This window comes from Qipengyuania profundimaris (assembly GCF_030717945.1).
Classification (GTDB): Bacteria; Pseudomonadota; Alphaproteobacteria; order Sphingomonadales; family Sphingomonadaceae; genus Qipengyuania; species Qipengyuania profundimaris.
Map to the genome: position 1 here is coordinate 1,157,513 of NZ_JAVAIM010000001.1, position 25,595 is coordinate 1,183,107.

At 64.0% G+C, this 25,595-nt stretch carries 25 protein-coding genes; 8 read left to right on the top strand and 17 right to left on the bottom strand.

The window, feature by feature from the left end; translation table 11 throughout:
• Nucleotides 1-16: 16 nt before the first annotated feature.
• From rapZ to Q9K02_RS05710, 4 genes are read right to left on the bottom strand one after another with little or no spacing between them, the layout of a single operon-like run.
• Complete coding sequence (gene rapZ / locus Q9K02_RS05695; RefSeq protein ID WP_305932015.1) at nucleotides 17-919, bottom strand: RNase adapter RapZ; 903 nt, start codon at nucleotides 917-919, stop codon at nucleotides 17-19.
• A complete protein-coding gene (locus Q9K02_RS05700) occupies nucleotides 916-1,377 on the bottom strand; it encodes an HPr kinase/phosphorylase (RefSeq protein WP_305932016.1) in 462 nt (153 codons plus the stop codon). The genes rapZ and Q9K02_RS05700 overlap by 4 nt, the downstream gene beginning before the upstream one ends.
• Nucleotides 1,374-2,957 (bottom strand): sensor histidine kinase, encoded by a 1,584-nt coding sequence (locus Q9K02_RS05705; RefSeq protein ID WP_305932017.1) that lies wholly within the window; start codon nucleotides 2,955-2,957, stop codon nucleotides 1,374-1,376. Before Q9K02_RS05705 ends, Q9K02_RS05700 begins: the two co-directional genes overlap by 4 nt.
• Entirely contained in the window at nucleotides 2,950-3,705 is a 756-nt protein-coding gene (locus tag Q9K02_RS05710; protein WP_278327330.1) for a response regulator transcription factor, read from the bottom strand. The genes Q9K02_RS05705 and Q9K02_RS05710 overlap by 8 nt, the downstream gene beginning before the upstream one ends.
• 183 nt (nucleotides 3,706-3,888) lie before the next feature.
• Between Q9K02_RS05710 and Q9K02_RS05715 the strand changes: the two genes are divergently transcribed.
• A complete protein-coding gene (locus tag Q9K02_RS05715) occupies nucleotides 3,889-5,478 on the top strand; it encodes a phosphoenolpyruvate carboxykinase (RefSeq protein WP_305932018.1) in 1,590 nt (529 codons plus the stop codon).
• A 176-nt stretch (nucleotides 5,479-5,654) separates the two neighbouring features.
• Nucleotides 5,655-6,476, top strand: a complete 822-nt coding sequence (locus Q9K02_RS05720; protein WP_305932019.1) for a glutaminyl-peptide cyclotransferase — start codon at nucleotides 5,655-5,657, stop codon at nucleotides 6,474-6,476.
• A 68-nt stretch (nucleotides 6,477-6,544) separates the two neighbouring features.
• Here Q9K02_RS05720 and Q9K02_RS05725 read toward each other — a convergent pair whose 3' ends face one another.
• From Q9K02_RS05725 to Q9K02_RS05735, 3 genes are all read right to left on the bottom strand, one after another.
• Nucleotides 6,545-8,107 carry a DUF1570 domain-containing protein gene (locus tag Q9K02_RS05725; RefSeq protein WP_305932020.1) on the bottom strand — a complete coding sequence of 521 codons (1,563 nt, stop codon included), beginning with the start codon at nucleotides 8,105-8,107 and terminating at the stop codon, nucleotides 6,545-6,547.
• A 74-nt stretch (nucleotides 8,108-8,181) separates the two neighbouring features.
• Nucleotides 8,182-10,032: a DUF885 domain-containing protein gene (locus Q9K02_RS05730; RefSeq protein WP_305932021.1), complete on the bottom strand. Its 1,851-nt coding sequence runs from the start codon at nucleotides 10,030-10,032 to the stop codon at nucleotides 8,182-8,184.
• Between the two features lie 51 nt (nucleotides 10,033-10,083).
• Nucleotides 10,084-10,482: a DUF3597 domain-containing protein gene (locus Q9K02_RS05735; RefSeq protein ID WP_305932022.1), complete on the bottom strand. Its 399-nt coding sequence runs from the start codon at nucleotides 10,480-10,482 to the stop codon at nucleotides 10,084-10,086.
• A gap of 102 nt (nucleotides 10,483-10,584) precedes the next feature.
• On the opposite strand from Q9K02_RS05735, the gene Q9K02_RS05740 reads away from it, so the two are divergent.
• A complete protein-coding gene (locus tag Q9K02_RS05740; protein ID WP_305932023.1) occupies nucleotides 10,585-10,794 on the top strand; it encodes a hypothetical protein in 210 nt (69 codons plus the stop codon).
• Between the two features lie 6 nt (nucleotides 10,795-10,800).
• Here the strand turns inward: Q9K02_RS05740 and Q9K02_RS05745 are convergent, their stop codons facing one another.
• Together Q9K02_RS05745 and Q9K02_RS05750 are read right to left on the bottom strand one after the other, a co-directional pair.
• Nucleotides 10,801-11,481 (bottom strand): energy transducer TonB, encoded by a 681-nt coding sequence (locus Q9K02_RS05745; RefSeq protein ID WP_305932024.1) that lies wholly within the window; start codon nucleotides 11,479-11,481, stop codon nucleotides 10,801-10,803.
• 273 nt (nucleotides 11,482-11,754) lie between these two features.
• Nucleotides 11,755-12,411, bottom strand: a complete 657-nt coding sequence (locus Q9K02_RS05750; RefSeq protein ID WP_278327323.1) for an alpha/beta hydrolase — start codon at nucleotides 12,409-12,411, stop codon at nucleotides 11,755-11,757.
• Between the two features lie 178 nt (nucleotides 12,412-12,589).
• Here Q9K02_RS05750 and Q9K02_RS05755 point away from each other — a divergent pair, with 178 nt between their 5' ends.
• The 3 genes from Q9K02_RS05755 to Q9K02_RS05765 are packed head-to-tail and all read left to right on the top strand — an operon-like array spanning nucleotide 12,590 to nucleotide 15,035.
• Nucleotides 12,590-13,618: a cysteine desulfurase family protein gene (locus Q9K02_RS05755; RefSeq protein ID WP_422785413.1), complete on the top strand. Its 1,029-nt coding sequence runs from the start codon at nucleotides 12,590-12,592 to the stop codon at nucleotides 13,616-13,618.
• Nucleotides 13,615-14,709, top strand: coding sequence for a cysteine desulfurase family protein (locus tag Q9K02_RS05760; protein ID WP_305932025.1), 1,095 nt, complete (start codon nucleotides 13,615-13,617; stop codon nucleotides 14,707-14,709). Before Q9K02_RS05755 ends, Q9K02_RS05760 begins: the two co-directional genes overlap by 4 nt.
• Nucleotides 14,706-15,035 (top strand): 2Fe-2S iron-sulfur cluster-binding protein, encoded by a 330-nt coding sequence (locus Q9K02_RS05765; protein ID WP_305932026.1) that lies wholly within the window; start codon nucleotides 14,706-14,708, stop codon nucleotides 15,033-15,035. The genes Q9K02_RS05760 and Q9K02_RS05765 overlap by 4 nt, the downstream gene beginning before the upstream one ends.
• Here the strand turns inward: Q9K02_RS05765 and Q9K02_RS05770 are convergent.
• From Q9K02_RS05770 to Q9K02_RS05780, 3 genes are all read right to left on the bottom strand, one after another.
• Nucleotides 15,032-16,732, bottom strand: a complete 1,701-nt coding sequence (locus Q9K02_RS05770) for a mechanosensitive ion channel family protein (RefSeq protein WP_305932027.1) — start codon at nucleotides 16,730-16,732, stop codon at nucleotides 15,032-15,034. The two genes, Q9K02_RS05765 and Q9K02_RS05770, sit on opposite strands and share 4 nt — an antisense overlap.
• A gap of 40 nt (nucleotides 16,733-16,772) precedes the next feature.
• Complete coding sequence (locus Q9K02_RS05775; RefSeq protein WP_305932028.1) at nucleotides 16,773-17,705, bottom strand: DUF4349 domain-containing protein; 933 nt, start codon at nucleotides 17,703-17,705, stop codon at nucleotides 16,773-16,775.
• Between the two features lie 271 nt (nucleotides 17,706-17,976).
• Nucleotides 17,977-18,534, bottom strand: coding sequence for a type 1 glutamine amidotransferase domain-containing protein (locus Q9K02_RS05780; RefSeq protein ID WP_305932029.1), 558 nt, complete (start codon nucleotides 18,532-18,534; stop codon nucleotides 17,977-17,979).
• 98 nt (nucleotides 18,535-18,632) lie between these two features.
• On the opposite strand from Q9K02_RS05780, the gene parC reads away from it, so the two are divergent.
• Complete coding sequence (parC, locus tag Q9K02_RS05785) at nucleotides 18,633-20,930, top strand: DNA topoisomerase IV subunit A (RefSeq protein ID WP_305932030.1); 2,298 nt, start codon at nucleotides 18,633-18,635, stop codon at nucleotides 20,928-20,930.
• Nucleotides 20,931-20,968: 38 nt separating this feature from the next.
• Entirely contained in the window at nucleotides 20,969-21,751 is a 783-nt protein-coding gene (locus Q9K02_RS05790) for a hypothetical protein (RefSeq protein WP_305932031.1), read from the top strand.
• Nucleotides 21,752-21,831: 80 nt separating this feature from the next.
• On the opposite strand, the gene Q9K02_RS05795 is transcribed toward Q9K02_RS05790, so the two are convergent.
• The 5 genes from Q9K02_RS05795 to Q9K02_RS05815 form a co-directional block, all read right to left on the bottom strand.
• Nucleotides 21,832-22,368 carry a hypothetical protein gene (locus Q9K02_RS05795; protein ID WP_305932032.1) on the bottom strand — a complete coding sequence of 179 codons (537 nt, stop codon included), beginning with the start codon at nucleotides 22,366-22,368 and terminating at the stop codon, nucleotides 21,832-21,834.
• A 201-nt stretch (nucleotides 22,369-22,569) separates the two neighbouring features.
• Nucleotides 22,570-23,763: a CCA tRNA nucleotidyltransferase gene (locus Q9K02_RS05800; RefSeq protein WP_305932033.1), complete on the bottom strand. Its 1,194-nt coding sequence runs from the start codon at nucleotides 23,761-23,763 to the stop codon at nucleotides 22,570-22,572.
• A complete protein-coding gene (locus tag Q9K02_RS05805) occupies nucleotides 23,756-24,361 on the bottom strand; it encodes a CoA pyrophosphatase (protein ID WP_305932034.1) in 606 nt (201 codons plus the stop codon). Before Q9K02_RS05805 ends, Q9K02_RS05800 begins: the two co-directional genes overlap by 8 nt.
• Nucleotides 24,358-24,906 (bottom strand): DUF1285 domain-containing protein, encoded by a 549-nt coding sequence (locus Q9K02_RS05810; RefSeq protein WP_305932035.1) that lies wholly within the window; start codon nucleotides 24,904-24,906, stop codon nucleotides 24,358-24,360. The genes Q9K02_RS05805 and Q9K02_RS05810 overlap by 4 nt, the downstream gene beginning before the upstream one ends.
• Before the next feature lie 165 nt (nucleotides 24,907-25,071).
• Nucleotides 25,072-25,593 carry a GNAT family N-acetyltransferase gene (locus Q9K02_RS05815; RefSeq protein ID WP_305932036.1) on the bottom strand — a complete coding sequence of 174 codons (522 nt, stop codon included), beginning with the start codon at nucleotides 25,591-25,593 and terminating at the stop codon, nucleotides 25,072-25,074.
• Nucleotides 25,594-25,595: the final 2 nt, after the last annotated feature.

The following is a 25,595-nucleotide window of genomic DNA, read 5'->3' on the forward strand; positions in this document are numbered from 1 at the left end:
TCAATGGCCGCGGGAATCAACGCCGTTCGAGCGGATCGGCGGGACGGCTCCCCAGATTGCGATGAATAACGGTGGGCGAAAACCCCTCGGCGCGCAAGACGTCCGCCGCCCGCTCGGCGCTGTAGACGGAGCGGTGTCTCCCTCCGGTACAGCCGAAGGCGATGTTGAGATAGCTGCGGTCCTGCGCGGCATAGCGCGGCAGCAGCTCGCGCAGCAGGTCGGCGATGCGGGCGAAGGCCGGTTCGAAAGCGGGATCGGCCTCGATATGCGCGGCTACCTCGGCTTCAAGTCCGGTCTTCTCGCGAAGGCCCTCTATCCAATGCGGGTTGTCGATAAAGCGCATGTCGAACAGCAGGTCTGCCAGGGGCGGGGTGCCGCGGGCAAAACCGAAGCTGGAGATGGTGACGGTCATCTCGCGCTCGGCGCTGCTGGCGAATTGCTCGCGCACTTCCTGCTGCAGCTGGTTGGTGGAGAAGTCGCTGGTGTCTATGACGATGTCGGCCCAGCGCCGCAGCGGCTCCAGCAGCTCGCGCTCGGCCTTGATCCCGTCGAGTACGGGACGGCCGCGGGCCATCGGATGCGGACGGCGGGTTTCGTTGTAGCGCCGCTCCAACTCGCCGCCGGCGCAGTCGATGAACAGCGTCGTCACCTCGACATCGCCGCGAGCCGCCAGCTGCTTGCACATTGCGATGATCTCGGCGGGGACGAAGCCACGTGTGCGCGAATCGAAGCCGATGGCGAGCTGGCTGTCCTCGTCCTCATTGCCGAGCAGCCCGCCGAGCAGGCGCACCGGGAAGTTGTCGATCGCTTCCCAGCCGATGTCTTCCAGCACCTGCAGCGCCGTCGACTTGCCCGCACCCGAAAGGCCGGTGACGAGCAGGACGCGCTGGCGCGGGGAAGTGGGGGAATCGGCGGTCATTGCACTTGCCTTGTTGCTGCTTGCGCCGCGCTTGGAAAGGGCAGGCCGTGCTTTGCCAGCGCATGTTCGGCGCGCAGGGCTTGCGTCGCATCGCCGGGCGCAAAGGGCAGCAGTGGCACGAAAATGTCGGCCATCACAGTCGTCGGGACCTCCATCGGGAAGCGCGGGGCGTCGGGATCGAGCTTGAGGACGAGAGCCACCGGAGCACGTGCCGTCGGCAACTCTACCAGCCCAATGTTGCGGACTTCGATCAGTCCGCTGGTATTAGGCGGAGGCGCGGCAATCAGCGCACCGTCTTGCACAACGAGTTCGATCGCGTCGTCGCCGATCAGCACCGCTCCCCTGTCGATCAGCGCCAACGCGAGCGAGGACTTGCCGACGCCAGGTGCACCCTCGATCAGCAGCGCTCGCCCGCCGATGGCAACGCCTGTCACGTTGGCCAGGACCTGCTTGCTCATCGCCTTGCGGGCAGACCAAACACGAGACAGGCACCTGGCTCGCCGCCCTGCCGCGAGGTCGCGACCAACGTGCCGTCATGCGCCTCCGCGATTGTCCGCGCGATTGCGAGACCAAGACCGGAATGCTTGCCGAAGTCCTCGCCCTCGGGCCGGTCTGAATGGAACCGCTGGAACACTTTCTCGCGCTTTTCCTCAGGGATCCCGGGACCTTCGTCGCAGATGGTCAGGGTGACCCAGCCATCGTGCCGCTCCAGGACCGCATCGATCCGGCCCCTCGGCGGGGAGAAAGACACGGCATTATCGAGCAGATTGTCGATCACTCGCTCCAGCCGCACCGGCACGCCTGCGACGACCAGCGGCTCCGCGGGCATCGCCAGCGCAATCGTGCGGTCCTCGTTCTCTTCGCGCTCCTCGCGGCTGGCGACGATGTTCGACAAGAGTTGCTTGAGGTCGACCGTCTCGAATTCGGCGCGCGACATTTCCGCATCTATCCGACTGGCGTCGGAAATTTCCGTTACCAACCGGTCGATCCGCTGGACGTCGTGCGTCGCGATGTCGAGCAATTGCGCGCGCAGCTGCGGATCCTCGACCTTGGCGAGGGACTCGGTCGCGCTGCGCAGCGAGGCGAGCGGATTCTTGATCTCGTGCGCGACATCGGCGGCGAAACTTTCGACCGCATCGATGCGCTGGCGCAGTGCCCCTGTCATGTCGGAGAAAGCGCGGGCGAGCATGCCGATTTCGTCGCGGCGATCGGGCAGACGCGGCACTTCGACTTGCCGGTCGCGACCTTGGCGCACGCGGACGGCGGCTTGCACCAACTCGCGCAAGGGGCGCACAATGGTACGCGCGAGGAACAGCGACAGCAACGTCGATACGAGCAGCGCCAGCAACACGACGGCGAGCACGGTCGATCGCGCCGCGCGCACGCTTTCGGTAATGTCGACCGGGTTGCGTGTCAGCAGTAGCGTATCGCCATCCAGCCCGACCGGTGCGGCGGCATTGATCACATGCGTGCCATCCGGGGCATCGCGCAGCACGATCTGTGTCAGGCTTTCCTCGCGTGCCCGGACCAGTTCCGGCCAGCCGGAAGCGTCGTCGGTGGCGGGCTCGACATAGTCCGGGAGGGCAGGCGCGCCTACGATCCGATCGAACCCGCGGTCGAGGCGCAGGGCGAGGTCGGTCTGGTCGACCTCGGAGGGCTCGGGCAGGTCGAAGCTCGGCGGGGCGAGGGCGAAGCTGTCCGATTCCAGATTGCCTTCCGGGCCATAGACCCGCAGGCGCAGGCGCTGCTCCTTGCCGATCTGGATGAGCAACGCTTCCTGCCGCTGGACTGTCGCGCCGGCCAGCGCTTCCGCGGTGATCTGCGCCTCCACCAGCGCGAGCTTGAACCGCTCGTCGAGCAGCTGCTTGCGGTAGGCATCGAGATATAGGACCCCGCCGCCAAGCAGCACCAGCGGCAGCACGTTGACGAACAGGATGCGACTGGTGAGCGACAGGCGGTGCGACCAGCGCAGCTGGCCGAACCGGTCGCTGCGCAGGGCGCTGGCTCTGTCGGATACCCCGGGCCGCTGGTCAGCCATCGCTGAAGCTGTAGCCGGCGCCGTACAGGGTTTCGATGGCAGAGAATTCGGGATCGACCCGGCGGAACTTGCGCCGCATGCGCTTGATGTGGCTGTCCACCGTGCGGTCGTCGACGAAGACGTCGTCGGGATAGGCGGCATCCATCAGCTGGTTCCGGCTCTTGATGACGCCCGGTCGCACGGCCAGCGCCTCCAGCAGCAGGAACTCGGTGACGGTGAGCGAGACCGGCTTGTCTTCCCAGGTCACGTGATGGCGCGCCGGGTCCATGTGCAAGCGCCCGCGATCGATCTTCTCGGACGTGTCGGCTGGCACCGCATCGCTCATAACCAGCGGTCGGCGCGCGTCGCTGCGGCGCAGGATCGCGTGGATGCGCGCGAGCAGCAGGCGAAGGCTGAAGGGCTTGGCGATATAGTCGTCCGCGCCCATTTGCAGGCCGGCGGCTTCGTCCGCCTCGTCGTCCTTGCTGGTCAGGAAGATCACCGGCAGCGCGGATTCCTCGCGCAGGCGGCGCAGCAATTCCATGCCGTCCATCTTGGGCATCTTGATATCGAAGATCGCCAGGTCGGGCGGATTGTTGAGCAGCGCGCCGAGCGCCGCCTCGCCATCCGAATAGAGCCGCGTGGCGAAACCTTCCGCCTGCAGCGCGATCGACACCGTGGTGAGGATGTTCCGGTCGTCGTCCACGAGCGCGATCACGCGCTGGTCGGGGTCCTGCGGGTTCGCACCCTGGATCGCATCGCTGTTCATGCCCCGTGCCTAATCCGATTATCCGTGCAAAACAACGCAGGCTGTGCCCGCCTAAGCCAGAATTTGCCGTCGTGCGGTTTGACGCAGGGGCGGTGGGGTATTAGAGGCTGACGCGAGCACCGCGCATTCGTATGCGCGGATGATTCCATCACAGTAACGCACTCGCGCGCTGGAGATTTTTCGGTGACCACCCCGCTTTCGACTTCGCTTTCCGACCAGGGCATCGCCACCGATGCCACGATTCACCCGAACCTGACCGCGGAAGAGCTGACCGCCGCCGCGCTGGAGAATGGCGAAGGCCGCAAGGCGAAGAACGGGCCGCTGGTGGTCGAGACCGGCAAGCACACCGGCCGCAGCGCGAACGACAAGTTCATCGTCCGTGACGGCGAGACCGAAGACACCGTGTGGTGGGACAATAACGCCTCGATGAAGCCGGAGCACTTCGCTGCGCTGAAAGAGGATTTCATGGCCGCGCTCGGCGAGAAGAGCGACCTGTACGTGGCCGACCTGTTCGGCGGATCGCAGCCTGAATATCGAGTCAATGTGCGCGTCATCAACGAGCTTGCTTGGCACAACCAGTTCATCCGCACGCTGCTGGTCCGCCCGACCGCCGCCGAGCTCGACGGGTTCGAGCCGGAATATACCATCATAGACCTGCCGACGTTCCAGGCCGATCCGGCACGCCACGGCACGCGCAGCGAGACGGTGATCGCCGTCAACCTGTCGGAAAAGCTGATCCTGATCGGCGGCACGAAATATGCCGGCGAGATGAAGAAGAGCGTGTTTGGGATTCTAAACTACCTGCTGCCTGCCAAGGGCGTGATGCCGATGCACTGCTCGGCCAACATCGGGCCTGACGGCAAGAGCGCGGTGTTCTTCGGCCTATCCGGCACCGGCAAGACCACGCTGTCCGCCGATGCCAGCCGCACGCTGATCGGCGACGACGAGCATGGCTGGTCGGACACGGCGGTCTTCAATTTCGAAGGCGGCTGCTACGCTAAGATGATCCGCCTCGATCCCGATAGCGAGCCGGAAATCTACGCGACGACCAAGATGGAGGGCACGGTCCTCGAAAACGTCGTGATGAACGACGCGGGCGAGATCGACCTCGACGACAACAGCCTCGCGGAGAACACCCGCGGCGCCTATCCGCTGTCGTCCATCCCCAACACCAGCGCCGACAACCTCGGCCCGCCGCCGTCGAACGTCATCATGCTGACCGCCGATGCCTTCGGCGTGCTGCCTCCGATCGCGCGCCTCACGCCCGACCAGGCGATGTATCACTTCCTGTCGGGTTATACGGCCAAGGTCGCCGGCACGGAAATCGGCGTGACCGAACCCACCGCGACTTTCAGCACCTGCTTCGGCGCGCCCTTCATGCCGCGCCACCCGAGCGTCTACGGCAACCTCCTGAAGAAGCGCATCGCAGAGGGCGAAGTACACTGCTGGCTGGTCAACACCGGCTGGACCGGCGGCAAATACGGCGTGGGCCATCGCATGCCGATCAAGGCGACCCGCGCGCTCCTCAATGCCGCGCTGGATGGTTCGCTCAACGACGCGGAATTTCGCAAGGATCCGAACTTCGGTTTCGAAGTCCCGGTGAGTGTGCCCGGCGTCGACAGCCAGATCCTCGACCCGCGTTCCACCTGGGACGACAAGGACGAATACGACCGCACCGCGCACAAGCTGGTGCAGCTGTTCGTGGACAATTTCGAACCCTTCGCTGCCCATGTCGACCAGGGCGTGCGCGACGCGGCTCCCGCAGCCGCCTGACGCTTCAACAGTTGGAGAGGAGAGCCCGGCGATTGTGAAATCGACGGGACCTCAGAAGAGAGCCCCGGCCGGGAAACCGGACCGGGGCTTTTTCTCGACCTGGCTGGAGATGACGCTCGACCCATCCGCCTGCTCCTTAATCTTGCGCTCAGCATGGTCAGGCCAGAGGATTGAGGATGAACCTAGTCCTCCGACTTGCCGCCGCTGCCGTCGTGCTCGCACCGATACAGGGAGCGATCGCGCAGGAAACGGCGCCGGTCGTGGCGGAGCAGGCCTATTCGGGCCCAGTGGTCTACCGCGCCGAGGTCATCACCGAATACCCGCATGACGCCACCGCGTTCACGCAAGGGCTGCTGTGGCACGAGGGCGCGCTGTTCGAAAGCACCGGGCGCGTCGGGCAATCCGTGATCCGCAAGCTCGATCTCGAAACCGGCGAGGCGGTCCTCGAAATGGCCATCCCGCCAAGCCAGTTCGGCGAAGGGTTGGCCGAATGGAACGGTGAACTCATCAGCCTGACATGGCGTGACGGTGCGATCCATCGCTGGGATGCGGATACTCTCGAGCCATTGGCGACGCGTGACGGCTATCCGCTCGACGGCTGGGGCCTGACGACGTCCGGGGAAGGGCTCGTCCACTCCGATGGCAGCGCGACCCTGCGGGTGCTCGATCCGGAGAGCTACGACGTCCTTCGCAGTATCGAGGTCACCATGAACGGTCGCCCGCTGCGCCGCCTCAACGAGCTCGAGATGATCGACGGGCTGGTCTACGCCAATATCTGGGAGACGTCCTATATCGTCGCAATCGATCCTGCAGACGGCAGGGTCGAACGGCTGATCGACCTGACCGATCTCGTGGCTTCGGTCCCTGTCTTCGGACGGGACGCCGTGCTCAACGGGATCGCGTGGGACGCGGAACAGCGGCGCCTGTTCGTCACCGGCAAACTTTGGCCTAAGCTCTACCAGATCGCGCTGGTTGAAACCGACGCACAGGTGCGCTAGCCGCGCTCAGATCGCTGCTAGGCGCAGCGAGTTTTACTGCAAACCAGCCCTTCGGCCACGCAGCGCCATCACTCCGATGCAGAATCCTCGTCCGTAGCAGCGTCGGCGATGGCCGTCGCCAGATCGAGGGTTGCGCCCGGATTCCAGGCGGTGCCTTCCTCGACTCCGGCCATCGCTTCGTAAAAGCGCCGCGCCGTCTGTGCCAATCCGCCGCCGTGCGGATCGTTGGCGATTGGGGCAATGGTCTGGCGGGCGATGGCGATCTTGCCTTCGCTGGCCTGCATCATCGCCGCATTCATGCGCAGGCTCTTGTCGAACGGGGCGAATTGCATCGCCTGTTCCAGGGCGAGACGCGCGTTTTCGTTCGGTTCCTCGCCGCGCTCCACGAAGCTGCGGTAGTAATACATCAGTGGGATCGGGTGGTCGTTCTCAAGCCGATTCAGCGCGGAAAAGGGTGCCATCGCGGCAGCGTAGGCAGCATCCTGGTCGGATGCCGACGCTGCTTGCCGGAAGAGGGCATAGCCTTTCTGCACATAAGCATTCTTGCGGCTGGGATCGATTGCGAGAGCGCGGTCCGCTGCCGCAATCGCCTCCTCGTCATTGCCGGCATCGTATTCCGCTTCGGCCAGCGCCGTCAGCACGCCGGCATCGCGCGGATATTCGGCGGCGATTTCGCGGATCTCGGGAAGGAGTGCCAAAGCCTCTTCCCGATCGACGCCACGCTGCGAACGAATGCGCAGGGGCATCACTTCGCCTTCGCCTTCGGAGAGTTGACGCACGGTGACCGGATTCGTCGGCAACATGTCCGCGTCCAGCGTCCAGACGTTCATCCGGCGCTGGTCGATATAGCGGTCGACTTCCTTTTGCAGGGCGTCGAGATTGCCGAAAGCGTCGATGGCGGCTGTGCGCGGGGCTTTCCCTTCCGCGATGCCGACCATGTAGTTGCGCAACTGGCCGCTGCGCTCTTCGTTGAAATAGAGATAGTGGTAGAGCGCCCAAGCGCGACCATAGAACGCGTCGAACCGTTTGCCCTTGTTCTTCTCGTAGAGCTCCGGGTCGATCAGCTCCTCCACGCTGACATCCTTGGCAAAAGCGAGCTCCGCCGCACGGTGATAGGCCGGTGCACCGATCTGCAAGCCGCCATCCTTTTCGAACTTGGCTGATGCGAAGAATTCGGCTGCACCTTCGTTGACCCACCGCGGCATGGCATAGGGCGCGGCCGAAATTAGGAAATGGTGCGCATATTCGTGCAGCAGGACCGTGACCGAAAAATCGGTCTCGCGTCCCCGCATGTTGATTTCCGGAACGAAGGCTCGCGAAGCGCCGGCGCGCGGGATGTAGAACCCGGCGACGTTCTTGGCATTCTCTCCGGCAAGCTTGCGGATCTTGCCCTCGCTCCCGACGACGAAAATGGTGACGCGATTGGAGGGGCTGGGTTTCGTATTCTCCCGCATCTGCAGCAGGCTCATCGCCGAATGGTACCGCTCCAGCGCCTCGGCAAATTCCTGCACGTCCTTCGCCCGGTCGTCGGCATAGACGACGAAGTGATCGGACTCCGCCACATGCCAATCGGCCTGCGCCGGAACAGACAAACCGAGCGCAAGCGCAAATCCCAAGCTGAAACGCTTCATATCGACCCCCAATGTCATTCCGCTCGGGTATGACACGGGATCGATAGTATGGAAACTGCAGCCCGAGTTTTATTTCAAGCCGAAGCCCTGTCGATATACCGCCCGACGTTTTTCTCCAGCACATCCATCGGGACATTGCCGCCAAGCACGACCGCGTCGTTGAATGCCTTGAAGTCGTAGGCCGTGCCCAAGGCGGTTTCGGCGCGGGCGCGCTGGTCGACGATGCGGCTGTGGCCGAGCTTGTAGCCGGTCGCCTGCCCGGGCCAGCTGCAGTAGCGATCGACTTCGCTACCCACTTCCTCCGGCTTGCTGCCGTTCTCCTCGACGAAGAAGCGGACGGCCTGCTCGCGGCTCCAGCCCTTGGCGTGGAGTCCGGTGTCGACGACCATGCGGCAGGCACGGAAGGCGAGGCTCTGGAGATAGCCGAGGCGGCCGACCGCGAAGTCGTCATAGGCGCCGAGTTCGTCTGCAAGTTGCTCGCCATAGAGCGCCCAGCCCTCGCTGAATGGGTTGAAGGCGAGGATCGAACGGATGAGCGGCAGGCGATTGGAATATTCGCCTTCCCACACGTGGCCTGGAATGGTCTCGTGATAGGTGAGGTCCGCCAAGTCGTATTTGCGGTGCAGGTCGGTGGTCCGCAGATTGATCCAGAAGCGACCCGGTATTGTGCCGTCCTTGCTGCCCGCACCTCCATAGGCACCCGGTGCGCCGACTTCCTCGGCCGGCGGGATGCGCTTTACCTCCAAATTGGGATCGACCAGCGTCTCGAAGGCGCGCGGCATCTGCGCCTTGATCCAGTTCACCCGGTCCCAGATGAATTCCATGATCTCTTCGCGACCGGGATCGCCCTCCGCGAACTGGTAGCGCGGGTCTGCACCCAGCGCCTGCATGCGATCGCCCACCGAGCCGCTGGTATAGCCGATGCCCCGCAGGATCGGGTCCATGCGGGCGTGCAGCGCTTCCAGCTCTTCGAGGCCCTGGCGGTGAATGTCATCGGCGGAGAGGGTGGTGGTGGTGCTCGAGCGGAGAGCCCAATCGTAGAATTCCTCACCCCGTGGCCGCGCGGAAATGCCCGGCGCATCGGTGGCCACGGCTCGTTCCGTCTTCAACTCGGCCAGCTGGCGGGAAAGCGCCTCGGCAATCGGGCCGCTTTCGAGCGACATTGCCCGATCGGCGCGGTTTTCGGGGAGGTTGCTGGCGTTGAGCTTGGCGCGCAGATCGTCGGCAAACAGCTCGCCTTTTCCGGCGCTGGCGATGGTCTGCTCCATCTGGCCGATCGCTTTGTCGAGCAGGAAGCCCGGCGGCACCACGCCCATGCCGCGGGCAGCACGAATACGCTCCAGCTCTCCGTCGAAAACCGACGGCATCTGCTCCATCCGCTCGATATATGCGTCGGCATCATCGGCATTCGCGACATTATGCGACGACTGCATGAAGCGCGGCAGGGCAAGGTATTCGCCGACGTTCTGGATGACGACATAGGGCGCGGTGCGCCAGTTGCCCACGGGCGTATCGCCATAGGGCAGCTCGAAGCCATCGAGGGCCAGGGCATAGGCGCTTTCGACCACTTCGAAACTGGTCAGCTGATCTGCATCGAGCAGCTCGCGCGGATAGGCGCGGGTCATTTCCAGATCACGGCGCAGCGTGGCGGCATAGGCGGCTTGCCCCTCGGGCGACTGGTCTTCCAGCCGGCTGCGCAGTGCGGCATGGCTGCCGGTATCGACGCCGAGCGAGGTCGCTCGCTCGGGTTCATGGGTGAGGAGGTTGTAGCCGACCTGGTCGAGCCATTCATCGGGCGTCAGGCTTACGGGGGCAGAGGTCCCGTCGGCGGCGTAGGTCGCGCAACCCGATAAGGTGAGTGCAGTTGTCGCGCCTAGCCCGGCGAGGGCCTGGCGGCGGGTGATGTCGTAGCTGTGTGAAGTCATGCCAGCGGTGTGCGCCGCCGGTCAGGGCCTGTCAAATAGGCTGCAGCGAAATCAGTCGCGCAGGTCTGCCGGGACCTTGCCGCCGTTGGCCGCCAGCTCGTTCATCACGCGCTTGTGCAGCCACATATTGTCTTCGGCGCTCCCCGAATAATCCTCGCGGCCCAGTTCCTGCGCCAGCGCCTTGCGGCTTTCGTAGTCGGAATCGATGTTCAGCAGCTTCATCAGATCGACGATAGAGGTGCGCCAGTTCAGCCGGTCTGCGCCAGGCATGGAGTCGAGATGGTTTTCCACGTCGACCACCGGGGTGGCTTTCTTCTCGACGACCGGTGCATTGGCCCAGGCATTGCCGGGATTGGCCTTCGGTGCGCCGGAGGGGGCGGTCTGCGGCGCTTCCTGCGCCTTCGCATCCTTGCCGAAAATCGCGTCCTTGATTTTGCCGAAAATGCTCATGGTCGTCTCCTTTCCCTTGGCAACGGATGGGGTGCGCCCCCGTTCCGCAGTGGAAGCTCGTCGCAAGCTTGCGAGGCGCGCGCGTGGCGCTATGGAAAAGCGATGCTCGATGCCGTCCTTTCGCTCACCGTCCTTGCCGCGATCCTGCTCCTGATCGGTGCCTTCTTCCTATGGCGGCGGACCGGCAATGCGAAGAACGCGCTGCTGATGGTGCTGCTGGCTTTCGTGGCCCTGATGAACGTGGCGATCTGGACGCTGCCCGATGCCGGGGGCGAGGCCCCGCTGGAAAAGCTCGAGCAGGGCGCTCGCTAGGGAGCGTTATTCGGGCAGTTGCCAGAGAACCGAGCCGGTGTAGCTGCCGGCAACCGGCTCGCCATTGCCGCCACGCGCAGGCTCGAAGCGGGCGCGCTTGCTGACGAGGCTGCAGGTCGCCGAATCCAGTTCGCTATGCCCGGTCGAACCGATGACGGTGCAGTTCGACACGCGGCCGTTGGCGGCGATCTCAAGGCGGAATCTGGCAACTCCTGTCAATTCGCGGCGCGCCCAGCTCGAGCGATAGTCGTTGTTCGACAGCCAGCGCCCGGGATCGTTCTTCGGGCGGGCGGGAACCGGCTCGAAGCTGGGCGTGGGAGCGGGCGGTGCGGGTTTCGGCAGCACGATATCGCCGCGTCCCGGTTGCGGGCTGGGGATCGGCGGCGGGATTAAGTCCGTCGTGTCGATAATCGGCGGCGTCGGTTTGAGATCGAGCTTGGGCACCGGGGTGAAGACCGGCGGTACGGTGCTTTCCTTCGGGTCCGCCGTATTTTCCGGCGGCGGAGGAGGTGGAGGCGGCGGGGGGACGTCACGGATATCCTTCGCGGGGAGCCGGGTGATGATATCCGGCATCGCGCCGCTGACCGTCAGCCCGAAAACCAGCAGAGCGCCAACACCGGCGTGAATGGCTACGACTGCGGCGATGCTGCCGACCGACGGTCCGTTCGATTGGGTGATGTAGGACATGGATGTGCTCCTCTTCCAATGCGGGAGACTTTTCTGCGTCTCCTCGTTTGAATAATGTTACAACATTACAATCAACCGTCAAGCTCAATGAGATTTTGTTACATGCGAGGAGGAGCGAGCTACAGAGCGGCAGAGCTCGTTTCTTCGAGGCAATTGAGGGGTGCCCCCCCCCCGTTTTTTTGGCAGTTCATCCTGCGCTGCTGGCTTGCCAGCCAGGCAAAGGTCGCGGATGATGGACTCTCTAGGCTCGCTCTCGCTGGCCGAGATACTCCGTCACTTGATCGGGCAGGCCGGATCGAGGCGGAAGTCGAGATAATTGTCGACCGACTTCATCAGTTCCGCCTGCTCGTTCTCGAAGAAGTGGTTGGCGCGCGGGATTTCCTCGTGATGCACGGTGATGTGCTTCTGCGTGCGCAGCTTTTCGACCAGCTTGGTGACCGAATTGGGCTGCACCACTGTGTCCTGCGCGCCGTGGATGAAGATGCCGCTGGCGGGGCAGGGGGCGAGGAAGGAGAAGTCGTACATGCTCGCCGGAGCGCCGATGCTGATCCAGCCGCGGATTTCCGGGCGACGCATCAGCAGCTGCATGCCGATGAGCGCACCGAAGCTGACGCCCGCGACCCAGGTCACCTGCGCTTCCGGGTGAACCTGCTGCACCCAGTCGAGCGCGCTGGCGGCATCGGACAATTCGCCCACGCCGTTATCGAAGCTACCCTGGCTGCGGCCGACGCCGCGGAAATTGAAGCGCAGCGTCGCGAAGCCGCGGTTGACGAAGGTCTTGTACAGCCGCTGCGTCATCTGCTCGTTCATCGTGCCGCCGCCCTGCGGGTGCGGGTGCAGGATCATCGCCACCGGCGCACGCGGGCGCGGTGCGGGAGAGAAACGGCCTTCGAGACGGCCTTCGGGGCCGGGGAAGATGACGGTCGGCATGGATGGAGTACCTGTCGAATCTGATGGGTCGCGCTGGCCATGGGTGGCGCATGCGAGGTCGCGGGCTATATAGGGTTTCCCCGCGATTTCGCAATAATTTCGAGCCCGTATCATTCCCGAACGCATCTACCTCGATCACGCCGCCACCACGCCGCTGCGCCCCGAAGCGAAAGCGGCGATGGATGAGGGCTTCCGGCTATGGGCCAATCCCAGCTCGCCGCATGCGGAAGGGCGCAAGGCGCGCAGCCTGCTGGAAGACGCGCGCGAGCGGATCAAGGCGGCGCTGGAGTGGGACGGCGAGGTGATCTTCACCAGCGGCGCGAGCGAGGCGGCGCAAGTTGCATTTGATGGAAGTCAATCGACCGAAGGCGCATTCATCAGCACCATTGAGCACTCGGCAATCGATCTAGCAGCCTTCGAAAATCGTAAAGTCCCTGTGCTTGCCGACGGATCGATAAATCTATTCTTGCTCAACAAGGCACTCATCGATGATGAATTGACGCCGAATGCTTTGGAGGTGGGCGTGCTAGATGTCGCTATCCAGCACATCAATTCCGAAACTGGGAACCGTCAGAATATAAAAGATATCCGAACAACGATTGTGGCCGATGAAGATCGGTTAATCGTTGATTGTGCTCAAAGTGCTGGAAAATATCCAATACCGTCTGAGGCTGACATGGCCATCATCTCTGCTCATAAGCTTGGAGGTCCTATCGGAGTGGGAGCTCTACTTGTGAGAGACTTCGCTCAACTCGACCCCTCTGGCGGTCAAGAACGTGGCTATCGGCGCGGGACCGAGAACATGCCCTGCGTTCTCGGCATGGCGGCGGCGCTGGAGGCTTGCACCGATCCCTATGTCGCGCCCGAAGTGCTGGAGCCGCTCGACGCGCTCGCCGATGAGTGCCGAAAGCTTGGCGGCACGTGGCTCTCGGACCGACTTTCCGACCCCACACCCTACATCCGCGCCATCGCCATGCCGAACATGAGCGCCACCGCGCAGGTCATGCGTTTCGACATGGCTGGCATTGCGGTCTCGCAAGGCAGCGCCTGCTCCAGCGGCACGATGAAGACCAGCCGCGTGCTGGAGGCGATGCAAGTCGAACCGGAGGTCGCCGCAAACACCATCCGCGTCTCGCTCGGCTGGAACACCACGAGAGCCGAGGTGGAACGCTTCTGCGAGGTGTGGCTTGAGATGGCGAAAGCATGATCTATCTCGACTACCAGGCCACCACCCCGCTCGCGCCCGAGGCGCGCGATGCGATGCTGCGATGGCTGGACGGGCCGGGCGGCACTGGCTTCGGCAATCCACACAGCCCGCACCGCATGGGCCGACAGGCCAAGGCTGCCATCGAACTGGCGCGCGAGCAGGTCGCGGCTCTGTTTCCGGCAGGCGGCAAGGTGATCTTCACCGGCGGCGCGACCGAGGCGATCAATCTCGCCATCCGGGGGAGCGGGAAAGGCGGCGCGGTATCCATGTCAGCCATCGAACATGCCGCCGTGCTCGATACCGCGCAGGATGCAGGCAAGTGCCATGTGCTCAACGTCGCGAAGAACGGGCAGTGCAACACAAAGCAGGATTTGCCGAGCGACACGCGGCTGGTCTGCCTGATGCAGGTCAACAACGAGATCGGGACGATCCAGCCGACCATCGAATGGCATCGCAAGGCGAAGGAGAACAACGCGCTCTATTTCTGCGACGCGGTCCAAGCCTATGGCCGGATCGAGCTTACCGGTGCGGACATGATTGCCATCAGTGCGCACAAGTTCCACGGACCTAAGGGCATCGGTGCCTTGTGGGTGCGCGAAGGGCTGTCGCTGGACGAGGTCCAGACCGGCGGCGGGCAGGAATTCGGCATGCGCTCCGGCACGTTGTCGCCTGCGCTGATCGCAGGCATGGGCGCCGCCGCGCAAGAGGCGAAGGACCGGATGGAGCAGGATGCCGAGCATGTGCAGAAGCTCTGGAAGCGCGCCACCGAGCTGTTCGAGAACTGGGAGCTCAACGGCAGCGCGGAGGCGCGCTGGCACGGCAATCTCAACATCCGCCCGCGGGGGCCGAACGGCGGCGGGCTCGACGTGAACCGCCTGATGAGCGACGTGCGCGACGTGATGTTCTCCGCCGGCTCGGCTTGCGCTAGCGGATCGGGCCGAACGAGCCATGTTCTCGAGGCGATCGGCCTGCCGAAGAAGCTTGCCAAAGCCTCCATCCGGCTCGGTTTCGGGCGCTACACAACGATGGAGGAAATCGAGCAGGCGGCGGAGAAAATCAACGCTGCGGCGAAAGCGCAGGGCGCGCTGTGAAGGTCGAATTCACGAGCTCCAAGGGCGAGATCGTCACCGCCGAATGCGAGCCGGGCGACAATCTACTGCGTGTGGCCCAGGCCGCCGGTCTGCCGCTGGAGGGGACATGCGAGGGGCAGATGGCCTGCTCAACCTGCCACGTGATCGTCGCGCCCGAATGGTTCGCACGGCTCGATGAAGCCAGCGAAGAGGAAGAGGACATGCTCGACCTTGCAGCAGGCGTCGCGCGGACCAGCCGCCTCTCCTGCCAGATCGACCTGACCGAAGCGCTCGACGGGCTGGCGGTGTCGATCCCCGCCGAAAGCCACGACATGCGGCGGTTTTAACCTTCCGCGTCCATTCGCACTTCACGCTCGCGCGGGAGGAAGGCGGGGGCGGGCTCGTGACCGGCGGCGGCATCGAGGCGTGAGGCGGCGGCAAGCATGTGCTCGCGCAGGCGGCAATGCATGCTCCAGCCCTTCTTCGGATCTTCGGCCCGCACCATGAAGCGCACCGTCATCGCCCGTGCATTCTGCGAGATCACTTCGCAAACCGCATCGTCCGGATCGATCACATCCTCGTCGCTCTGGACGAATTCGCGGAACGGTTCGCGCAGCGCGTCGACATCGGCGCGATTGTCCAGTTCCAGTTCGACATGCATCATCAGGCTCGGGTCCTGTTTGGTCCAGTTCTCGAAGCTGTCGCTGGTGAAATCGCCGAGCGGTGCGATCACACGCCGTTCGTCCCAGGTCCGCAGGCGCAAGTGGGTGAAGCCGATCTTTTCGACATAGCACCACTGCCCGCAGTAATAGATCGCATCGCCGATCCGCGCCGTCTGCGCGAAGGCGATCTGAACGCTGGACATGATGTCGCCCAGCACCTTGCGCGCGGCGAAGACCAGCACGAGGCCGATGACGCCTGCCGAGGCGATGATCGAGAAACCGAGTGTGTTCGAAATATTGCTGGCGACCAGCAGGAAGCCGATTCCCGCCAATAACAGCAAGGCGGTGACGATCCGCCTGATTGCGCTCATCTTGGTGTAGAAGTTGCGGTCCGCGTTATTCTCGGCCGCCTCGAGCTTGTCGGTCCGGCGTGACGTGGCGAAGTCGAACAAATAATCGATCACCGCTAGGGCAATGCCGATGATCGCAGCGAGTATGAGTACCAGCTGCAGGGGGTCGAGCAGGTCCTTGACCGGTCCGGACAGGCGGAAAAACGTCGTTCGGACAAGCGCAAAGGTGCCGGCAAAGGCCAGCAGGGTTGCGGGCAAGTGTACGGCCTGGAGGATGCCGTAGAGCTTCGTGTCCTCGTCCAGCCGGTGCCGCCAGCGATTGATTGCGAAATAGGTCAGAGCTGCAGCAAATGCTGCGACCAGCAGGATCAGCGGCAGGGCGATCACTTCCCACCAGGCGAGTGTCCAGAACGCCTGCTTGCGCAGGGGGGCGGGCAGCGCCTCTTCGAACTTGCTCGGCCCATAGATAGCGTAAAGCTGCGGCACATTGGCGACACTCTGGCGGCTGAACACCCAAAGGGGCTCGCTTCCGGGCGCCTGCACGCGCGCGATCCTGATCGGGACGGTCCGGTTATCGACTTCGAGATAGCCGATTACGATCGAGCGGCGCGCCGCGCCGGCCATCGGGTCCTTGCTCGTCGTGGTTGTGTCGACGGCATCGGGGCGGTCGGGGAGCGAGGCCCAGTCGATGGCGACTGTCCGGTGAAGCAGATCGTAGAGCTTGGCCGCCAGGTCCTGAGGGGAGTCCGCATTCGCCGTCCGATCGACATTGGCGAGGTCGAGCGCAGCCGAGGCCCGCTCCCAATCGCCGCGCTCGCCGGCGGCCATGAAACTCTCCATCAGCCCCATCGGCGTATCGAGCTCGAGCGGGCTTGCCGTCCCGCCGCCGTTCTGCAGCGTTTCGACTTCATACACATAGGGCGAGGAATCCTGCGCCACTTGCCGCTCGGACTGGGCCAGTGCAGGCCCCGCAACGGAAATGGAAAGGGCTGCGATAAGCAGCGCGATTTGTTGCAGAATTTTGTTCCCCATGCCCCGCTCAATGCACGAGCGGGGCCATGGGTCCGGTATGTCAGTCGCTTGCCGGCTGGGGTTCGCCATCGCGCGCTGGCCGCCAGCCATCCTCGCCGATGCCGGTCGAAAGGCCTGCCCGCTTCCACAAACGGACGGCCAGCCAGACGAGCAGGCCCAGCGGCAGTACGACTGTCAGCAGGATCATCAAGACGGCGATCATATTGCCGAGCAACGAAGCCAGTGAGCCCCAAGCGCTGCGGATCGGTTCGGCAAAACCGCCTTCGACCGGGGCGCCCGCCTGATACTCGACGGTCATTGTGCTGAAAGCGACGCGGGCGCGCATTTCCGTGAGCCAACTGCGCGCCTGATCGATTTCCTCGTTGACCTGCGCCACGCCGCGTTCTGCAGCGACCAGCTCGGAGACAGTCCCGCGGCGGTTGCGGAGCACGTCCATCAGACGATCGCGCAGGACCGTGCGGGCTTGCAGCCGCGCTTCGGTATCGACGATCGATTTGGACAGATCTTCGCCCTCGATGGAAGAGGACACCAGCTCGCCCTCCATCCGGCCGGTTGCGGTCGTCAGCGCCTTGCCGAAGGTGCGCGCCTCGCTGCTGCGCACGGCGATGGTCAGACTGCCATAGGCATAGTCCCCTTCCTGCTCACCCTGGTTCATCGAGACGATGCGGCAGGTCTGCGGCCCCTTGGCCTCGCACATATCGGCGTGGCGTTCCTGCAGCGGGCGGATCGTATCGGCCGGTACGCGGAATCCGTAGGCAAAGGTGTACGCGACCTGCGGCATGCCGACGGCAATCGTGCCGCCGGCATTGCCGATGGGCTCGCCTGTTTCGGCCTGACCGGCGCGGTTCACGGCGGGCGGGGGAGGGGGCGGAACTACAGCCACGGGCGGCGGCGCATTCTGCGGCATCGGTTCAATGAAGCCGAAATCGGCCTGCGGAGCCTCGGCAGCAGCTTCGATATCGACTGTCGTCATCCGTTCAGTGACGGCTTGTTGGTCCGAGTTTTCGCCACACGCCGTCAGTAACGCGGCAGCCGAAACTGCGATAAGTAGGTTCCTTTGCATCTAACTCTCCACTCTATCCGCTCCGACCGCCTTATTTATGCCATAATCTGAACACAATCTAAACACAGAGGTAATGTGACAACATATCTATCGCGTGGCAAGCGCGAGTTGGTTGGAAAAACGAAAGCCCCGCCGCATCGCTGCGGCAGGGCTCCCAAGCTCGTTTTGATTTAGAGTGGAGTTAGGCGGTTTCCATCTCGCGCTTTTCGGCGCTTGCGCCGAGCATCTCGATGAGGGCCTTGCTGAATGCCGGAATATCGTCCGGATTGCGGCTCGTGATCAGATTGCCATCGACGACGGCTTCCTGGTCGACCACATTGGCCCCAGCATTCCTCAGGTCGGTACGGATCGAGGGCCACGATGTGACGGTCTTACCCTTCACGATTTCGGCTTCCGCAAGCAACCACGGTGCATGACAGATCGCCGCAATCGGCTTGCCGGCCATGTCGAATTCGCGGACGATCGCGACGGCGCGCTCGTTCATGCGGAGAATATCGGGGTTCATTTGGCCACCCGGCAGCAACAGCGCGTCATAGCCCGAACAGTCGGAAATCTCATCGACCGTCTTCTCTACGGATACGCTCTCGCCCCAGTCCTTCTGGTCCCAGCCCTTGATCTCGCCCTTTTCGAGACTCACCACGGTGGTTTCGAAACCGGCGTTTTCGAGGTTGGCCTTGGGCTTCATCAGTTCGGACTGTTCGAAGCCGTCGGTTGCGAGGATCATGATGCGTTTCGTCATAAGGTATCTCCGTAATGTATGTATGCCCATGCAACGTGTGGGGATGACGCGTCGTTCCGTGCTGACAGGCGAAGCGTGGCTCTGGTAGGGCGGGTGTCATGGCCACTTCCGAACTGGACGATTCCGGCGCCGATCCCTTCGATGCCATCGTCGATGCACCCTTCGATTCCGCGCTGTCCGAGCGCTATCTCGTCTATGCGCTGAGCACGATTACCGCGCGCTCGCTGCCCGACCTGCGCGACGGGTTGAAGCCGGTTCACCGGCGCCTGCTGTGGACCATGCGCCAGCTGAAGCTCGACCCGGCAAGCGGCTTCAAGAAGTCGGCCCGCGTGGTCGGCGAGGTCATCGGCAAATACCACCCCCATGGCGATACCGCTGCTTACGATGCGATGGTCCGCCTCGCGCAGGATTTCGCCCTGCGCTATCCGCTGGTCGAGGGGCAGGGGAACTTCGGCAATATCGACGGCGATAATGCCGCGGCGTACCGCTACACCGAAGCGCGCCTGACTAGGACGGCCATGCGCCTGATGGAAGGCCTCGACGCCGGCACGGTCGATTTCATCCCGACCTACAATAACGAGGAAGAAGAGCCGGAGATCATGCCGGGCCTCTTCCCCAATCTGTTGGCTAATGGCGCCAGCGGGATCGCAGTGGGCATGGCGACGAATATTCCCAGCCACAACGTCGCCGAGATAGTCGATGCGACGCTGGAGGTGATCGACAACCCGCATGTCGAGCATGCCCGGCTGATGGAACTGTTCAAGGGCCCGGACTTCGCCACCGGTGGCGTGGTGCCGGAGAGCGCCGAGACGATCAGCCATGCCTACGAGACCGGGCGCGGGTCTTTCCGCGTGCGCGGCCGCTTCCACGCTAGCGAGGCTGACAAGGCCGAAGATCGGGACGCAGGGATAGAGCGGCTGGGCGGCGGCCAATGGCAGCTGGTGGTGAGCGAAATCCCCTACCAGGTGCAGAAGGGCAAGCTGATCGAGCAGATCGCCCAGCTGATCGCCGACAAGAAGCTGCCGATCCTGGAGGATGTGCGCGACGAGAGCGACGAGAACATCCGCCTCGTGCTCGTGCCGCGCAGCCGCAATGTCGATCCCGAACTGCTCAAGGAAAGCCTTTACAAGCTGACCGATCTGGAGACGCGCTTCGGTCTCAATCTCAACGTGCTCGACCGCACGCGCACGCCGATGGTAATGGGACTGAAGGAGCTGCTGGACAACTGGATTGCCAGCCAGATCGACATTCTCCAGCGCCGCAGCCGCCATCGGCTCGACCAGATCGCCCGGCGGCTGGAGCTGGTCGAAGGCTATATCATCGCCTTCCTCAACCTCGACCGCGTGATCGAGATCATCCGCACCGAGGATGAGCCTAAGGCCGTGATGATGGCTGAGTTCAAGCTCACCGACCGGCAGGCCGAAGCGATCCTCAACATGCGCCTGCGGAGTTTACGCAAGCTGGAAGAGATGCAGCTTCGCGAAGAGCGCGACGAGCTGCTGAAAGAGCAGGAAGAGCTTGAAAAGCTGCTCGGCTCGCCCGCTCGCCAGCGCACGCGGCTGAAGCGCGATCTGAACGCACTGCGCAAGGAATATGCCGCGGATACCGATCTCGGCCGCCGCCGCACGACCATTGCCGAGGCCGCGCCGGCGGTCGAATTCAGCATGGATGCGATGATCGAGAAGGAGCCGGTGACGGTGATCCTCTCGCAGAAAGGCTGGATCCGCGCCGCCAAGGGCCATGTCGATCTGGAGCAGGACTTCAAGTTCAAGGAAGGCGACGGACCCGCCTTCGTGCTGCACGCGCAGACGACCGACAAGCTGCTGCTGGCAGGCGACGACGGGCGCTTTTTCACGCTCGGCGCAGACAAGCTGCCCGGCGCACGCGGTTTCGGCGAGCCGGTGCGCAACACGCTCGACATCGACACCAGCGCGAACATCATCGCGGTGATCGTCCACCGACCGGGACAGCGCCTGCTGCTGGCGGCGACCACGGGCAAGGGCTTCGCCGCCACCACCGACGACATCCTCGCCGAAACGCGAAAAGGGCGGCAGGTCGTCAATCTGAAGGGCGATGCGAAGCTCGCCGTCGCGCGGCCGATTCCGGAAGGGCACGACCACGTCGCGGTGGTCGGCGACAACCGCAAGCTGGTGGTATTCAATCTCGAAGAACTGCCCGATCTCGCCAAGGGACAAGGCGTCAAGCTGCAGAACTACCGCGATGGGGGATTGTCCGATGCGACGACCTTCAAGCTGGAGGACGGCCTCAGCTGGAAGATGGGAGGCAAGGGCGACCGCACCCGCACCGAAACCGAGATGTGGCAATGGAAAGTCGCGCGTGGCGGTGCAGGCCGGCTGCCCCCGCAAGGTTTCCCGCGGGACAATCGTTTCGGCTAGCGGTTGACCTTCCGAGAATGTAAGGAGAGGACAGCGCTATGCGCTTCTTTCCTTACCTCCTCGCGTTGGCTCTCCTGCCAGTGTCGGGGCATGCCGACGGTACCGAACAACTGCTACCTGAGAAGGACGAGCTGACCGCGGTCGATCCGCTCACGCATGTCGACCACTTCTTGCCACCCGAGATCGCGGGCGACATCGAAAGCGGCAGGATATGGACCGGACATCTCGCTCCGCCCGGCATATTCGACGCCCGTTTTATTGGGCCGGTCAGAGACGAAGGCGACGGAACCTGTCGTCGCGCAACCTATTGGTTCTTGTTGGAAGAGATTCCCGGACAGGGCACGCGGATTGCAAAGCGTCGGCCCGCGAAGGACCTCGTCGCTCCTCGCGCGGCGACGAGTGGTGGCCAATGTATCGCTGAAACCGGCATGGTGCCGCGCAACGATCGCTATCCCGATCGCCAGCTCTACGGGCTCCGCACAATCGCCGAAATCGTCGAGAGTGCGAAAACCGGTGCCGTCGCCCGGGACCAGGTTGAGTGTCGGACCGATGACGGAGCCTGCAGGGATGCTTTGGCGATACTCGCTGCATTCGATCTGCAGGTTTTGATCTCACTCGATGTCAGATCGCTCGTGAAGGATTGCGGGCCTGAAGAGGGTCGTACGCGACTGTGCACGATGCGCCCGATCGGCGATGGCGATCCCTTCATCCTCGAAGCGCGTCTTCCGGATCGCGACAGTGCTCAGACGTGGAAGCTGGAGTGGGAAGCGCGCGATGGCGAGCCTCTCGCGCTCTCGATGCTGCGTACGACTATCATCTGACCTCACGCCACAAAAAAACCGGAAGCGCCCTCCCGCGCTTCCGGTTCTGTTTTCGATCCCGAAAGGGTCGGTGTCCGGCGTTATTCGCCGGTGGTGTCGCCCTCGGCAGGTGCAGCGGCCTGCGACATGGCGGCATCGATCTGCGCGTTCGTCAGGCGGGCCATCAATCCGTGGTCGGTCGCATCGAAGTGCGAGCGCAGCAGCGTGACCTTGTTGGCTTCGTCACCACCGCGAGCGATCACGACATTGTCACCATCGACTTCGACGACCGTGCCGAGCGGCGCGTGATCCGCAGCCATGGCTACGGCGCCGACGGTCAGCGCGGCATCGCGCTTGGCAGCGGCTTCAGCGAGCTGCGCGTCGACCATGCCGTCAATCTGGGCCTTGGTGACCGTGATCGTCGGGCCGGTGTCGCCTTCGCCATACATGTTCACGGCGAGCGGAACCTTGTGCTTGCCGGTGTCGAGCACGGCCTGGCCGTTTTCGACAGCCACGATGGTGCCGACTTCGCCGCCCTGCGGGCCATAGACGGTGGCACCGGCGACGACCTGCTCGTTGGCGAGCGCAGGGGTGGCGGCAAGAGCGACGGCGGCGACGGCCAGCTTCGCGAATTTCATATGATCAACTCCAAGACTTGGTTTTCGAAACTTGCGGTTCCGCCACGCGCCAACGCGCATCGAAGCCGCCTAAAATGGAAAAGGGCGAGCAACCTTTCGCGGTTGCACAACCCGCCGAGCCCCTCCGGGACACGGCTGCCGTATGGCACATTCGGCCAAAAGTGGCAAATGCAAGGTCTTTATGGTGCAGTGCAGCTTAAGCTAGGCTGAAGGCCCTTCACGCCGTACCAGTTCTTCGGAAAGCAGCTCTTCCACGCGGTCGCGATCGGGAAATTCCTCGCCGATCCAGCGGGTTTCCACGGCTCTCAGGATGCGAGCGACTTCCGGGCCGGCGCCGACACCCCGCGCGACGATTTCACCACCCTTGAGCGGTAGTTGCGGTATTTCCCAATCCGCCAGCGCTGCGGTACTTGCTCCAGACAGGAGCAGGCGATCGATCGCGCAGTCCGCGCCTTCGCGATAGGCCAGTGCCCTCGGCGCATCGACATCGGCGGGTTTGCGTTCGGCTGCACAGACCAGCCGGGCGCGCTGGGCTTTCGACAGCCGGAGCCGCGCCGCTACCGCCTCCGCTATGGTCGGGATCGGCGGAATCAACGCTGCAAGCCTTCTGATGCCCTCAGGCGCGTGGCCTTGCGAGGCCTCGCTCGCGACCAGCGCGATCAGACAGACGATCTCGTTACGACGCGCTTCCGGCAACACGACGCCGAGCACGCCCAGCTGCTCCATCAGCTGCACCGTCGCCACCGGATCGGGGAGAGACAGGATGGCGAGCAGTTCCATCGCCACCCGCTCGCGGCTGAGTCCCTTGAGCGTCGCGGCAAGCTCCTCGCAGGCGGCAACTGCTTCGTCGTCCAGCGCATCGCCGAAGCGCGCCTGGAAGCGGAAATAGCGCAGGATCCGCAAATGGTCCTCGCGAATGCGTTCGCGCGCATCGCCGATGAAGCGCACGCGCCGCGCCGATAGATCGGCAAGGCCGCCGAAATAATCGTCCAGCTCCAGCGTCTCGGGATGGGCGTAAAGCGCATTGATGGTGAAGTCCCGGCGCGCGGCGTCTTCGCGCCAGTCGTCGGCGAAGGCTACGGTCGCGCGGCGGCCATCGGTAGAAACATCGCGGCGCAACGTGGTCACCTCGACCGGTCCGCCGTCTAGGATCGCCGTGATCGTGCCATGGTCGATGCCGGTCGGAACGGTGCGAATGCCCGCCGCGCGGCATTTGTCGATTACCGTGCCGGGGCGATGCGTTGTGGCGCAGTCGATATCGTGCGGTTCGATGCCGAGCATGGTGTCGCGCACGCAGCCGCCGACCCAGCGCATGCTGGTGGCACCCAGCGCCTCGACCAGCTGGCCGAGGTCCTCACGCTTCGTCCAATCGGCATCGGGCAGGCGGTCAGCCATGGCTGCGATCCAGCCACGCGATGCGTCGCGACAGGTTCCAGCAGATCGCCGCGGTCACGCCCCAGATGCGATAGCCCTCGTGATCCATCTCGAGATATTCGCGCATCGCGCCTTTCCAGAACACTTCGTTGCGGTCCCATTGCGATGCATCCATCAGCTTGTCGAGCGGGCATTCGAACCAGCTTTCGACCTCGCGCGGGTCGGGGCGGATGGGCAAGTCGTGCGGCACCACCGCCAGCACGGGCGTGATGTCGAAGCCGGTGCCGGTCTGGTAGCGATCGGTCGTGCCGATCAGCCGGACATGCTCGCGCGGGATGGCCAGTTCCTCCCACGCCTCGCGCAGGGCGGCTTCGACCGCGTCCTCGCCCTCGTCCAGCTTGCCGCCGGGGAAGGCGACTTGGCCGGGATGATCCCGCATGGTGCGCGGGCGCTGGGTCAGCAGGACGGTGGGGTTCTCGCGCTCGGTCACGGCAATCAGCACGGCAGCATCGGCGGTGCGGTCCAGATCGGCGAAGCGCGCATCCGACATCAGCGGGCCGACATCTTGCGCATGCCCCTGTTCGAACAGATGCACCAGACGATCGAAGATTGCGCTCATTCAGGCAGGAGAGAGAAGGTTTCGCTTCCGCTCGTCACGGTGAAGTCGCCACCTTCGTCGAACGCGATCTGAGCCAGCTGCTCATAGGTCGAGCGGTTGAGCCGCGCCTCGCAACCGCGCCGGACGTGAACGTAGAGCGCAGGCTTTTCCGGATCGCCCGCCGCGCGGATCGGGTTGTCGGGCCCGGCGACGACCACATCGTCGGTGTTTGTGCGGAAGACGAGATCGCCGTCCTTGCACGAGACATCGGTGGCGATGAAGCAGGCATCCTCCACCTCGATCGACAGCTTCTGGTAGGGCACGACCAGCCAGTAGCTGCCGTCATCCTCGCGGTTGAGCAGGCCGGAAAAGGCGCGGACCATGCCTGGCCGCCGGATCGGCGAGCCATCGTGATACCATGTCCCGTCCGCCGCGATCCGCATGTGGCTATCGTCGACATTGTCGGGCGACCATTGCTCGACTGGCGGCAGCTTGCGATCGGCCACCGCCTGCGCGATTTCGGCGAGCGACATTCCGGCGAGTTCGGGGGGCGGGGTATAGGGCATTGAAGGTGTGGTGGCAGAACGTGGAGCGGGACTCAATGGAGGTTTTGGTCGCATGCGGTCAGGACGTCCGTCCTGATCTGGCTGTGCCATCTCGCTCCCCCACCCGGCGTGGGCCGGTGCCGCCGCAAGGGTCGGACGGATGTCCGGCCCGTAACCAGGATAAAACTACCCAGCCCACGGCCCCAGCATCCCCTCGGGCGGGAGGATCGCTGGATTGCCCGTTCGTGCCAGCAAGCGGTGCTTCTCGAACGGGCCGGGGCAGTGCCAGCCGCCGGTGTGATCCGCCACGAAGCCCCAGCGGTCGTAATAGTCGGGATCGCCGATCATCACCTGCGGCAGCGGTGCCGCGCCGTCGTCGAAGCCCGCATCGATCGCCCCGAGGCTCGCCGCCATCAGGGCCTTGCCGAAACCTTCGCCTTGCCGGCCGGGCATGACCGCGACAGGCCCCACCATGATCATCGGATGCGGGCGGCCCTGCGGGTCGGTGAGGGCTACCGGCCACAGCTGGATCGTACCGGCGAGGTAGTCCTCGTCGTCCAGCGCGGCGAAGCTCAGACCGTCGAGCCATTCGACACCTTCGCGGATGCGATAGGCAGTACGCGCGTGGCGGCCCTCGCCGAACGCGGCGTCGAGCAGGTCTTCGACCAGTGCCGGGTCGATCGCGGACAGGGGGACGAGTGTCGCCATGG